We start from the raw sequence: 12,243 nt of genomic DNA, 5'->3' as shown, positions 1-12,243 counted from the left end.
TCATGACTGAACGTACTCTGATTTTGATCAAGCCCGACGGTGTTGCACGTGGACTGGTGGGGGAGATCATCGCCCGCATCGAACGCAAAGGCCTGAAGCTCACCGCAATGGACCTGCGCGTCGCTGACGAAGCAACCGCAAAGGCTCACTACGCAGAGCACGAAGACAAACCCTTCTTCGGCGAGCTCGTTGACTTCATCACCTCCGCTCCGCTGGTTGCAGGCGTCGTCGAAGGCCCCCGCGCCATCGAGGCTTGGCGTCAGCTTGCTGGCGGCACCGATCCGGTCGCCAAGGCCACACCTGGCACCATCCGTGGCGACTTCGCTCTCGAGGTTGCTGAAAACGTCGTCCACGGCTCCGATTCCCCGGAGTCCGCAGAGCGCGAGATCGGCATCTGGTTCCCCAACCTGTAGCAAGGGGACTTACTCGCGCCGTGCGGCCGGGTGATTGTTTGGCTGGGGTTGTCCTTGGGACACTCACACTTTATTGGGGGCACGCGCAACGTTATTGTTGTGCGTGACGCGCGCATGGTGGGCGGGGCACAGCAACGCTAGATTGTCTAGGTTGGTGTCCCACCATGCTCCCACCGGATGATGTGGTGGGCTTGGCACTGATGGCGTTGAGTTGCTCGTCGAGGTGGGTGCGGATGCGTTGTTTGGTTTCGCCTCGGTCGTAGACGGTGTGGACGCGGTTGATGCGCCGGCGGGTTTGGCAGCTCGTTTTCTTCCTAGCGTTTGAGGCGGGTGTCGGTGGCCAGTGCCGCCGCCACCCCCAACAAAATCAGCAGCAGGGTGGGGGCTGCCATCATCCAGGGGGCTCTCTCCGCATAGCGGATCGACTCCGACAACACTACGCCCCACTCGGGGGAATCATGGGGCGCACCCAAGCCCAAAAAGCCGAGGCCGGCGAGAGCAAGCGCATTGTGTGCGATCCTGCTGGCCGCATGACGCGCCACCGCAGGCACCACAGTGGGCAGTAGGTGTACGCGAACGAGGCGGCCCAGTCCCGCCCCGCTCAAAGCTGCCCACTGGTAGTACCCGGTGTTGCGTGCTTCGGCCGCCACGGATGCTGCATGTGCGGCAAGGGGGATCCATCCGACTAGTACGACAGCGCCGGCTGCGGTCCACAAGGAACCACCGAATACGCCAGCCAACACCAGTCCAATGAGCACGGCAGGTAGGGCGTTGAGGGTGTCGCCGACTTGTGCCGCCCATCTGCCGGTCAGACCAAGCACGAGGCCGACGATGGCGCACACGAAGGTTACTGCTGTGGCTGTGCCGATGGTGTAGATCGCCCCGTGTGCCAGGCGGGCTAATAGGTCGCGGCCTAGTTGGTCGGTGCCGAGCCAGTGGGCTGCGCTGGGCGCGAGTAGGCGGTCGGTGGGCGCAATGTGCACTTCGGTGCGTAGGCCTGCGAGCAGTAACACTAGCGGCGTCATTGTGAGGATAAAAGGTACGAGACCTTTGGGTTTGTCGCGCCCGAGGCTGCTGCCGAAGCCTGCGCCGCGCAGTGGGCGAAGGATCACGTAGCGCAGCAGTGCAGCAACGGCGCCGGAGGCAATACCAATACCTACTGCGGTGAGTACCACTACCTGAAGCACGGGTAGGTCTTGGTCGACGGCGGCGTTGAGTGCTGTGCGGCCGAAACCGGGGATGTTGAAGATCGATTCGACGAACACTGTCGAGGCGATGGTGCCGGCGAAAAAGAGGACGATCAGCGGCGCCAGGGTGCCGAGAGTGCGGGTGGCGAGTGCGGTGGTGATGTGACGCGGCGTCACACCGTTGATGCGCCAGGAACGCACCCATTCTTCTTGCCCGATGTTGTCGATGGTGATCAGCAGGACGCGCCCCAGCAAGCCGGCAGACGGCAGCGCTAGGGCGAGGATCGGTAGCCAGGACACGCCGCTAACAGGGGCGATGCGTAGGCGGAGGGCGAAGGTCACCAGCAGCACGACTGTCAGCACAAATTCGGGGATGGAGCCCAGCACCGCCATGGCTGTGATGTCGGATGCGCGCGAAGGGCGCCCAGTTGTGACGCTGCGGATCCGTGGCCAAGCAAGGGCGAACGCCAATGCGGTGGCCAATATTGTTGATGACGCCGCGAGGGTTACGGAGGTGCCTAGGCCCGACCATGCAATGGATGTGGCGCTGCGAGTGGGGTTGATCCAGGAGGTGCCGAAGTTGCCGCTCAGTGTTGCGCTGATCGACTGCCAGGGGGTGGTCGGCAGGTCGAGGGTGGTGCGTAGGTTGTCGAGGACGTCCGGGTCGGGGGCGCGTTCGGCTTCGCGTGCGCGGAACACCGCCATGGCGGGGTCGCGGTCGGCGATCCACGGCAGTAGTGCTGTGATGATACTTGTGATCAGCAGCAGTACCGCCGCGGTGAGGGCCTTCTTCATTAGCGGTGGGTGTCGACGGTGATCAGGCGGCGTTCGAAGGGATCTTTGCTGAGGTCGTTGACGTGATTGACAGCGTTGATGGAGTATTCGTGTGCCAGGGGGATGACGGCGTTGGCTGCGACGATGTCTGCACCGATGCGTGCGGCTTCTTCGAAGCGTTGCTCGATGTCGGAGATGGAGCTTGCTTTGTCGATGGCTGCGTCGATGGTTGCGTCGCAGAAGCGGGAGAGGTTGTAGGAGCCGTCGCAGCTGTAGTCGGAGGCGAGGAAGCTGACGGGGTCTGCGGCGCCGAGTTGGTAGTTGCGGGAGCCGATGACGGCGTCGAATTCTCCGTCGAGGAGGGCTTTTTCGAGGGAGTTGTAGTCGGTGACGGTGATGTCGACGTTGAAGCCTGCGGCGCGGAGTTGTTCTGCGATGACGGATGCTACTTCGCCGAGTTCGGGGCGTTCGGTCCAGGTGGCGAGGCGGATGGTGGTGCCGTTGGGGTCGGCGGCGTCGGTGGTGGTGTTGGCGGATTTAACTGCCCAGTTGGCTTCGGTGGAGAAGATGGAGCCGTCGGCTTTGCCTGCGTGGTTTTCGTAGATGGTGGTGACGATGTCGTCGGGGTTGACGGCTTTGGCTGCGGCTGCGCGGAGTTTGGGGTCGGCGAAGGGACCGCGTGCGCTGTTGAGGTGTAGGTAGACGCCGCGAGGAAGGGGAGTTGATTGCAGTTCGGCGTCGCCGAGGGAGGACAGTTGGGCGATGGGGACGGCTTGTGCCATTGCTACTTCGCCGGCGCGGATGGCGTTGGTGCGGGCGGGACCGTCGGGGATGAAGTCGACGGTGAGGGTGTCGAGTTTGGGGGTGCCGTCCCAGTATTTTTTGTTTTTGTGGGTGGTGGCTTCGGTGGTGGTGACGCTGTCGAGGACGTAGGGGCCGGTGGCGGTGCCGACGATGGTGGGATTGGCGGGGTCTTTGTAGGCGGCTTGGGAGAGGATGATGGTGCCGGAGTCAGCGAAGCGTTGCGGCAGGATGGGGTCGGGTTTTTCGCTGGTTACTTTGACGGTGTGTTCGTCGATGGCTTCGAAGCTGAGGGGGGTTTTGCCGAGGCCTTTGGGTCGTGACGCCGCGTCCCATGCGGCTTGTAGGGAGCGGACGACGGCTTCAGCGTTGACGGGGGTGCCGTCGTGGAAGGTGGCGTCGTCGCGGAGGGTGAATACCACGGTGGAGTCGTCGGGGCGGGTGAAGGATTGCGCGAGCCAGGGTTGTGCGACGCCGTTGTCGTCGAGGCCGACGAGGGTTTCGCCGACGCCGATGCGGGTGGTCATGAGTGCATCGTCGGAGAAGGGGGAGAGGGATGCGACGGGTTCGAAGGGGAGGGCGATGGCGAGGGTGTTGTTGTCGGTGGGGGTGCTGGTGCAGGCGGTGAGGAGGAGCGCGAGTGCTGCCAGGGCGCGTTTGGTCATTGTTGTTCTTTCTATGGTTGGTTGTTTGCAGTGATTTTAGCTAAAGCGATGGCGGAGCACCCTAATGTGGCGGCGAGGAATAACCACGGCAAGTAAGCCGCGGGGTAGTCCAGGAGGTATCCGACGACGGCGGAACCGATGAGTACTGCGCCGCCGCCGAAGGAGTTGAGGAAGCCGTAGTAGGCGCCGAGTTGTTGTTCGCCGGCGAGTTTTCCGACGATGTCTCGGGCGAGGGGGATGGCGAGCATTTGTCCGGTGTGTAGGAGGGTAAGCATGGTGAGCGCGGGGAGGTATGACCCCGTGTGCCAGGCGGCGAGGGTGGCGAATCCGAGTGCTTGTAGGGCGAATCCTGTGGTGATGGCGGTGCGGTGCCCGAGGCGTCTGCCGAGTCGTGCGATGGGTATTTGGAGGGCGAGGACCAGGATGCTGGAGTAGACGAACATCCACCCGAGGGCGTCTGCGCTGCCGGTGGCTCGGTGGAGTTCGGCGGGTAGGGCGAGGTATTGCTGGTTGTAGGCGACGAGCCCTGTTGAGTAGGCGAGGGCGAACCAGAGGAATGTGCGATTGCGTAAGACGGTGCCGAATCCGAGGGTTTGTTGTCGCTGGGTGCGTACCGAGGGGATGACGAGGAGGTGAGAGAAGAAGAGGAAGGCGAAGATTCCGGCTGCTATGAAGCAGGCGATGTTGAATCCTTGGTTGATGACTACGGCGCCGAGGAGGGGGCCGGTGAGTGCGCCGATTCTGGAGAAGAAAGCGTCGAGGGCGAAAAGTTCGGAGCGTGTCATGCCGCCGTGTTCTTCGATGCAGCGGCCGATTTCGGCGAAGGCTGATTCGGCCGCGGGGGAAAACAGTGCGGCGGCGAAGCCGATGAGCACCACGGAGAGGGTGAGCATCTCAATGTTGTGGGATAGACCGGCTGCGATGAATCCGATGACGCGGATGGCTATGCCGGTGAGTAGGACGGGCTTGACACCGAAGCGGTCGGTGAGGCCTCCGCCGATGAAGAACAGTCCTTGTTGGCTGAAGGTGCGCAGGCCGAGGACGATACCGACGATGGCTCCGGTGGCGGCCAGGGACTCGGTCATGTAGTTCGCGAGGAAGGGCACGACGAGGTAGAAGCCGACGTTGAACAGCATTTGTGTGACGAGCAGCAGTTGGGTGGCTGCGGGCAGGCTGCGCATCAGGGGAATTCTCCGAGCGTGCGGGCTGCGTGGATGAGTTCGGCGGCCGCGGCGTCATCAGTTAAGGGCCCGGTTGATTGTTGGGCGATGTGTCCTTGGTCCATGACGATCCAGCGGTTGCAGAGCGTGTTGATGGCGGACAGGTCGTGGGTGACTAGCACGAGGGTGGTGTTGGTAAAGGTGTCGAGGGCGAGGTGCTTGGTGTGGGCGTCGAGGGCGCTGAGGGCTTCGTCGGCGTAGATGATGTCTGGGTTGGTGATGAGGGTGCGGGCGATGGCGACGCGTTGGCGTTGGCCGCCGGATAGTTCGCGGGGGCTGCGGTCGGCGAGGGCTGGGTCGAGGTCGAGGGTGCGGAGCAGGTTGTCGACGGATGGCGGTTCGATGCGGTTGATGCGTGCGGGTTCGATGATGACGTCGCGGACGCTCAGGTGGGGGTTGAGGCTGGCGTCGATGTCTTGGGGGATGTAGCTGAATCTGCCGCGGGAACATACGGTGCCGGTGGTGGGGGTGAGGGCGCCCATCATGAGCCGCATGAGGGTGGTTTTGCCGGAGCCGGAGGGGCCGATGATGCCGAGGCGGTCGCCGGGGTGGATGTCGAGGGTGGCGTCGTGGATGATGTTGCGGTAGCTGACGCAGTTGAGTTGTACGAGTGGATTGTTCATGGGAGTTGGAGGTGTGTGTCGCATAGCGCGTTGGCGGCGCCCTGGTGGTGGGTGAGGAACAGTAGGGTTTTGTCGATGTTGCGCAGGCAGTTGATGATGTCGACGATGGCGATGGGGTCGAGGGCGGAGGTGATTTCGTCGGCGATGAGGATGTCGGGGTTGGTGGCGAGGGCGAAGGCGATGGCTGCGCGTTGGCGTTGTCCGCCGGAGAGTTCGAGGGGGTAGCGGTGCCAGAGTGTGGGGTCGAGGCCTACGTCGCCGAGGGTGTGTGGGTCGCCGATGAGTGCGATTTGTTTGTCGACGCGCATGAGTGGGTTGAGTGCCCCGAAGGCGTCTTGGGAGACAAATCCGACTCGTCCGTCGACGTGTATGCGTGTCGCTTCGACGCGGGCGGCGTCGGGGAGGAAGCCTCCGATGAGGGCTGCAAGGGTGGATTTTCCGGAACCGGACGGCCCCATGACGGCGACGCGTTGCCCGCGCGCGATGCTCAGGTGTTGGACGGTGAGCACGCGCTGGGCGCCGTAGCTGACCGCGACGTCGTCGAGGACAATCATGGATTAAAAATAGCTGGCGAGTAGTCGGCCGCTGTGATCAAACACCGAAACGGGGGTGTGGAATACGTGGCTGAGGGTTTCATCATTCATGACGTCGCGGGTTGTGCCGAAGACGGTGACCTGGCCGTTGTTCATGGCGCAGATGTGGTCGGCGTAGGCGGCGGCGAAGTTGATGTCGTGGAGGACGGCGACGGTGAGGCGGGTGACGAAGTGGTTTTCTTGCCGCAGGATGGAGACGACTTTGGCTAGTTCGTTTTTTGGCGGGTGCTGCGGTGGGGATGGTGTTTCCTGCGTTGTTGACGCGTTTGGGTGGGGTGCTTAGTTATCCGCAGATGCTTGGCTTCGGTGCTTGTGTGGCCGTGGTCACCGCCGTGTTTGTTTCGGTAGTGTCGAGGCATGACTGATCTTCACGTATGCATTGTTGGCGCCGGGGCGGTCGGAGTGAGTTTTGCTGCTCCTTTGGTTCGGGCGGGGGTTCGGGTGACGTTTGTTGCTCGGGGTGAAACTTTGGAACATCTTCGTTCTGGCCAGGCGGAGTTTGTGGATGCGCGTTCTGGGCAGGATGAGTCTCTGCGTTTTTCCGCGGATGCGGGCCCTCTTGAGCAGGTGTTGGCTGCCCGGCCGGATGTGGTGTTGATTGCGACGAAGGCCTTTTCTTTTGAGGGGGAGTTTGATGGTTTCGGTGGGGATATCCCGATTGTCGTGACTCATAACAGTGTGGAGTCGGCGATTCGGGCGGCTGAGGTAGTGGGGGAGCAGGTTGTCATTCCGGGTGTGGTGCGGGGGTTCATGCACCATGAGGGCCCTGCTGCTGTGCGGTTGTTGCCTGGACCGTGGGGGTTGAATGTGGGCAGTTTTGCCCCTGGCCAACCGGTGCCGGAGGCTGTGGGGCGGATGATTGGCCTGCTGGCTTCCCAGGGTGTTGATGCGGCTGTGCTGGACAACATTTGGGTGGATGTGTGGGAGAAGGCCATGTTTGTGGCGACGTTTGGCGCGTTGGGGGCGTTGGCGGATAAACCGCTGGGCTATGCGTTGAGCGAGTTGCGGGGTGATTTGCAGGAGATGATGGAGGAAACCGCGCGGATTGGACGCGAGTGTGGTGTTCCGTTGAGTGATGACGTCGTGGTGCGCACGATGGCGTTTGCGGACCGGATGGACGCGACGTCAACAAGCAGTATGCAACGCGATATTGCTGCAGGTCGGCGCAATGAGCTCGATGTACAGTTGGGGTCGATCGTGCGGATGGGTAGAGATCGTGGTGTGCGTGCGCCGGTGTGTGGGGTGGTTTACGACGTGCTTAAGGCGCGCAGTGCTGCGATGTGATCGGCGTAGGCTCGTGCGCCGTGGAGGGTGGCGAGGGTTTGTCCGCGTTGCGAGGCTGCTGCTGCTAGGTCAAGTGCGTTGTTTTCTATGTTGGAAAAAATAGCGCTTGTTTTCCGGTCTGGGAAGTAAAGGTGTGAGGAGTCCCTCACCCCACCAGTGACAGGGTGTGACACAATGGCGGTAGACCAATCCCCGCGAGGCAGCTCAAGCGCCCGGGGAATTAAAAATAAAAAGGAGAACCCTCACAGTGGCTTCAACTAATCCCCCAAGCACAGCGGCAGCATCATACGACCGCAGCTCAATCGGGGAGAAAACCCGCGTGCACCAACTAGCCAAACAGCTGGGTGTGCAGTCCAAAGAACTCATTAGCGTCCTCGACGGCATCGGGCTGGTGAAGGTCGCACAATCTAGCCTGAGCCGCGAAGAGGTGGAAAAAACCCTCGACGCGCTCGCGCCCAAGAAGAAGGCCCGCAAAACCACCAAAAAGGCGGCTGGAACTAAGCAGAAGGCAACCAAAAAGACCACCAAGAAAGCTGCTAAGAAGGCTCCCAAGGCTGCAGCGGCTGAGGTGGTCGAGGACAGTGAACCCGAGAAGGAACCGAAGAAGACCGCACGCCGTGCAACCCGACGCCGCCGAGCGACCACCCAGGTAGATGCCGAGGCGCTCGCTAGCTCTGTAGAAGACCCCGCTGACGCCAAGCTGGTCAAGCGCGTCGCGAAGAACGTGGAAAACGAAATCCACCAAATTGAACAGAAGGTGGAACGCGACCTAGGCGAACGCATCACCGACAAGGCCGACGAAGACGCCGAGGGCACAGTCTGGGAGGAAAAAGACGGCCTGCTACACGAGGTTGTTCCGGAAGTTACCCCGGCGCCGCAGTCAGAACTGCCAGCAGTCACCCCCATTTTCATGCCGCCGGAACCCCTGCACTCCGACGATGATGACCTAGAAATCCACACCCTCCACGTAGACAAGGACACAAAGGACACAGAGGAACAGTCCGACGGTGAGCGCCCGCGGCGCCGTGGCAAGCGTGGGGCAGGTCGCGGACGCGGCGTCAACATTAAAGATGCGCCGGAGGAAGTAACCGACGAACCCACCGCAATCAAGGGTTCCACCAGGTTGGAGGCCCAGCGCCGCCGCCGCAGCGAAATGCGTGAAGAAGGCCGCAAGAAGCGCCACATCGTGTCCGAGGCGGAATTCCTAGCGCGCCGCGAATCCGTCAAGCGCACCATGCTCGTGCGTGAGAAACAGCGTGAAGACCACGCGGGCCTGGTTACCCAGGTGGGTGTGCTTGAAGACGGGTTGTTGGTCGAGCACTTCGTTACCAGTGAAACCCAAACCTCGATGGTGGGCAACGTCTACCTGGGACGCGTGCAAAATGTGCTTCCCAGCATGGAAGCCGCCTTCATCGACATCGGCAAGGGTCGCAACGGTGTGCTGTATGCCGGTGAGGTTGATTGGCGTAACGCGGGCCTCGGCGGCCGTTCCCGCAAGATCGAGCAGGCGTTGAAGCCCGGCGACCCAGTGCTCGTGCAGGTCGCTAAAGACCCCATCGGCCACAAGGGTGCGCGCCTAACCACCCAGATTTCCTTGGCGGGACGCTTCCTTGTGTACGTGCCCGGCGGCCACAGCGCTGGTATTTCCCGCAAGCTTCCCGAAAGTGAGCGTAAGCGGCTGAAGCAGATTCTGCATGACGTCGTGCCGAAATCCGGTGGCGCGATCATTCGTACTGCGGCAGAGGGTGTCCACGAAAAGGCCATTGAAGCGGACGTCAACCGCCTGCACTCTTTGTGGGAGCAGATCCAGGCGTCGGTGGCGGAAGCGAAGAAGTCCAAGTCTAAAGACCCCGTCACCTTGTATGAAGAACCCGACCTGTTGGTCAAGGTTATTCGCGACCTCTTCAACGAGGACTTCGACGAGCTCGTTGTTCAGGGCAAGCGCTCCTGGAGCGTCGTGCGTTCCTATGTGTCAGCAGTGGCGCCCGAACTAATGGATCGCGTTCATCGCTTTGAGGATCGTGACGTAGCCCCCGCAGGGGAGCAAGAATCCGACGGTACAGGACACGATGTCTTTAAGGCCTACAGGGTAGAGGAGCAGCTCCACAAGGCACTCTCGGAGAAGGTATGGTTGCCTTCCGGTGGCACGTTGATCATCGAGCGTACCGAGGCGATGACCGTCATCGACGTCAATACCGGTAAATTCACCGGATCCGGCGGCAACCTTGAGGAAACGGTCACCAAGAACAACCTCGAGGCTGCGGAAGAGATCGTCCGCCAGATGCGTCTGCGCGACCTTGGGGGAATGATCGTTATCGACTTCATCGACATGGTGCTGCCGCAAAACCAAGATCTTGTGCTGCGCCGGCTCAAAGAGGCCCTGGGTCGCGACCGCACCCGCCACCAAGTGTCCGAAGTGACTTCCCTAGGCTTGGTGCAGGTTACCCGTAAGCGCCTGGGCACAGGCTTGCTGGAAACCTTCGCAACCAAGTGCGAAGCGTGTGATGGACGCGGCGTCATTATTCATGATGATCCTGTTGATGAGTCCAGCGATGCACCGCCGGCACACGCCCCGAAGCGTCGTCGGCCGATCCGCGAGGACGCACCTAAGAAGGCAGAGAAAGCAGAGAAGTCGGAAGATGCTCAGCAGGAAGACAAGGCGCCGAAGGCTGAGGGCAAGCGCCGTGGGGCGGGTCGCCGCCGCGCAAGCATTGAAGAGCTTGTTGATGCAGTCATAGTGGTCAGCGATGACGCTGACAGTGCCGGGACTCAGGATGCGGAGGCAGAGAAGAAGGACAAGCGTCCCGCTCGCAAGAACAGCCGCTGGCGCGCAGGTCGCAAGGAAGAGCACGCCGACTCAGCTGAGCCGAGCATCAGCAGCATTGTGTCGGCCGCGCTGGATGTGGCTGACGCGGAAGACCCCGATGAGCCTAGTGGTGCGCAATACCGCCCGGCTGAGACCTTCGAGGAAGCCACCGAGCAGTTTGAAAAGTCCCCCCGCAGGCGTCGTAAGACCCGCGGCAACTCCCGCTCTGATCACGCACCCAAGCGTGAGGACTTCGAAGCCAAGCTGGACAAGGCCGACCAGGCAGCAGAACCTCAGAGGGCGGAGGAAGAGTCCAAGCCTAGTGACTCCCAGCGCCGTCGTGCTCGCCGCGCCAAGAAGGTGTCTTTGAGCAAGCGTGAGGATGGTGCCAAGGCCGAGGACAAGGCGACCAAGCCAGAGGCAAAGAAGCCTGCGGAGAAGGAAGAGCCACGCCGTGGTCGTGGCCGCCGCCGCGTGGTGAAGAAGATCTCCAGTGCTAAGCAATCGGACGGCCAGGAAACGCGGAAGCAGAGGTCGGCAGCTCCAAAGTCCGAGCCCGTTGCACCGAAGATTGTTGCGAAGAAAGCCGAGCGCCCTAGCCCCTCTGGGCGTCGCCGTCGCCGCGTTGTCGTCAAGCGGAGCGAAGACTAGGACGAGGGTGATGGGCCCAGTTTGTGTTTGGGTCCCATCACCGGGTAGTCTTTGACAGTCGCTGTTTAGAGCACGCGTGTGCTCCGAACAGGTTTACAAAGTTTTGAAGTCCATTCAGGCGATAGCCTGAGCCGAGTTAATAGATAAGGGGTAGCCCTCCTATGTACGCGATCGTCAAGACCGGCGGCAAGCAGTACAAGGTTGCCGAAGGTGACCTCGTCAAGGTCGAGAAGATCGAGGGTGAGCCGGGTTCGTCCGTGGCTCTCACCCCGGTTCTGCTCGTCGATGGCGCTAATGTAACTTCTGCAGCTGACGCCCTCGCCAAGGTAAACGTCACTGCTGAGATCGTCGAGCACGCTAAGGGCCCGAAGATCAAGATCCTGAAGTACAAGAACAAGACTGGTTACAAGAAGCGTCAGGGCCACCGCCAGCCGGTGACCGTGCTGAAGGTTACCGGAATCAAGTAAGCCGGCAGGCTTTGATTTTCTCTTAAGGAGGGAAAAGACAATGGCACACAAGAAGGGTGCATCTAGCTCCAACAACGGTCGCGACTCAGAGGCAAAGCGCCTAGGCGTCAAGCGATTCGGTGGCCAGCAGGTCAAGGCCGGCGAAATCCTGGTTCGCCAGCGTGGTACCTCTTTCCACCCCGGTGAGAACGTCGGTCGCGGTGGCGACGACACTCTCTTCGCTCTTGCTGAGGGCGCAGTGAAGTTCTCCATCAAGCGCAACCGTCGCGTCGTGAACATCGTTCCGACCGAAGCTGCCTAAAGCTAGCTTTCACAAAAACCGCTGGTTTCCCGTCTAGGGAGGCCAGCGGTTTTTGGTATGGTGGCTGACACTCACACGTCCCTAGGAGATCGGTTATTCAGAGCATACGTGGCACCTTCGATAAAGCCGCAGCAGTCCTTATTGTTGGGCTCATTGCGTTTATCGCTTTGCGTAAGACCGATGACATTCAGCCCCCAGCGTTTGCTCTCACCCTCGGCGTCGTCGAAGTTCTTTCGGTCACTGCCTATTGGCTGTTCTACCTCTACCTAGCCCAGCGCCTGACAAAGAAAACCGGCACCATAGTGTGTATCGGGTGGGCTGTTGTTCCGCTCGTTTTAATGTCCTGTGCCTACGCACTGGGACCTCCGCTCTATACCCCGGCGGTGCTGTCTGCATCGGGGATCGTGTGGATTGCGTGCGCTTTGAGCTACACTCAAGTGCTTAAAGCTTTCTAGATC

12 protein-coding genes are annotated in these 12,243 nt (G+C 61.2%); 7 read left to right on the top strand and 5 right to left on the bottom strand.

Annotation, left to right across the window (positions count from 1 at the left end):
* Window positions 1-2: 2 nt before the first annotated feature.
* On the top strand, window positions 3-413 hold the full coding sequence (gene ndk / locus CARG_RS07355) for a nucleoside-diphosphate kinase (protein ID WP_021012019.1): 411 nt from the start codon (window positions 3-5) through the stop codon (window positions 411-413).
* A gap of 314 nt (window positions 414-727) precedes the next feature.
* On the opposite strand, the gene CARG_RS07350 is transcribed toward ndk, so the two are convergent.
* The 5 genes from CARG_RS07350 to CARG_RS10540 are packed head-to-tail and all read right to left on the bottom strand — an operon-like array spanning window position 728 to window position 6,237.
* Complete coding sequence (locus CARG_RS07350; RefSeq protein WP_021012017.1) at window positions 728-2,395, bottom strand: ABC transporter permease subunit; 1,668 nt, start codon at window positions 2,393-2,395, stop codon at window positions 728-730.
* Entirely contained in the window at window positions 2,395-3,840 is a 1,446-nt protein-coding gene (locus CARG_RS07345) for an ABC transporter substrate-binding protein (RefSeq protein WP_021012016.1), read from the bottom strand. The genes CARG_RS07350 and CARG_RS07345 overlap by 1 nt, the downstream gene beginning before the upstream one ends.
* An 11-nt stretch (window positions 3,841-3,851) precedes the next feature.
* Complete coding sequence (locus CARG_RS07340; RefSeq protein ID WP_021012015.1) at window positions 3,852-5,021, bottom strand: MFS transporter; 1,170 nt, start codon at window positions 5,019-5,021, stop codon at window positions 3,852-3,854.
* Window positions 5,021-5,683 carry an ABC transporter ATP-binding protein gene (locus CARG_RS07335; RefSeq protein ID WP_021012014.1) on the bottom strand — a complete coding sequence of 221 codons (663 nt, stop codon included), beginning with the start codon at window positions 5,681-5,683 and terminating at the stop codon, window positions 5,021-5,023. The genes CARG_RS07340 and CARG_RS07335 overlap by 1 nt, the downstream gene beginning before the upstream one ends.
* Window positions 5,680-6,237 (bottom strand): ATP-binding cassette domain-containing protein, encoded by a 558-nt coding sequence (locus CARG_RS10540; RefSeq protein ID WP_021012013.1) that lies wholly within the window; start codon window positions 6,235-6,237, stop codon window positions 5,680-5,682. Before CARG_RS10540 ends, CARG_RS07335 begins: the two co-directional genes overlap by 4 nt.
* Window positions 6,238-6,270: 33 nt before the next feature.
* Between CARG_RS10540 and CARG_RS10280 the strand changes: the two genes are divergently transcribed.
* The 6 genes from CARG_RS10280 (at window position 6,271) to CARG_RS07300 (ending at window position 12,240) form a co-directional block, all read left to right on the top strand.
* Window positions 6,271-6,486 (top strand): hypothetical protein, encoded by a 216-nt coding sequence (locus CARG_RS10280; protein WP_021012012.1) that lies wholly within the window; start codon window positions 6,271-6,273, stop codon window positions 6,484-6,486.
* Between the two features lie 147 nt (window positions 6,487-6,633).
* Window positions 6,634-7,560 (top strand): 2-dehydropantoate 2-reductase, encoded by a 927-nt coding sequence (locus CARG_RS07320; protein WP_021012011.1) that lies wholly within the window; start codon window positions 6,634-6,636, stop codon window positions 7,558-7,560.
* Between the two features lie 247 nt (window positions 7,561-7,807).
* The gene (locus tag CARG_RS07315) at window positions 7,808-11,017 is read left to right on the top strand and encodes a translation initiation factor IF-2 N-terminal domain-containing protein (RefSeq protein WP_021012010.1); all 3,210 of its coding nucleotides are present in this window, start codon (window positions 7,808-7,810) and stop codon (window positions 11,015-11,017) included.
* A gap of 161 nt (window positions 11,018-11,178) precedes the next feature.
* Window positions 11,179-11,484, top strand: a complete 306-nt coding sequence (rplU, locus tag CARG_RS07310; RefSeq protein WP_021012009.1) for a 50S ribosomal protein L21 — start codon at window positions 11,179-11,181, stop codon at window positions 11,482-11,484.
* Window positions 11,485-11,524: 40 nt separating this feature from the next.
* Window positions 11,525-11,785 (top strand): 50S ribosomal protein L27, encoded by a 261-nt coding sequence (rpmA, locus tag CARG_RS07305; RefSeq protein WP_021012008.1) that lies wholly within the window; start codon window positions 11,525-11,527, stop codon window positions 11,783-11,785.
* A gap of 167 nt (window positions 11,786-11,952) precedes the next feature.
* Complete coding sequence (locus tag CARG_RS07300) at window positions 11,953-12,240, top strand: hypothetical protein (protein ID WP_021012007.1); 288 nt, start codon at window positions 11,953-11,955, stop codon at window positions 12,238-12,240.
* Window positions 12,241-12,243 lie beyond the last annotated feature (3 nt).

Source organism: Corynebacterium argentoratense DSM 44202 (genome assembly GCF_000590555.1).
Lineage (GTDB): Bacteria > Actinomycetota > Actinomycetes > Mycobacteriales > Mycobacteriaceae > Corynebacterium > Corynebacterium argentoratense.
Note: the sequence above shows the minus strand (reverse complement) of the source record. Positions and strands in the feature narration are given on the sequence as shown.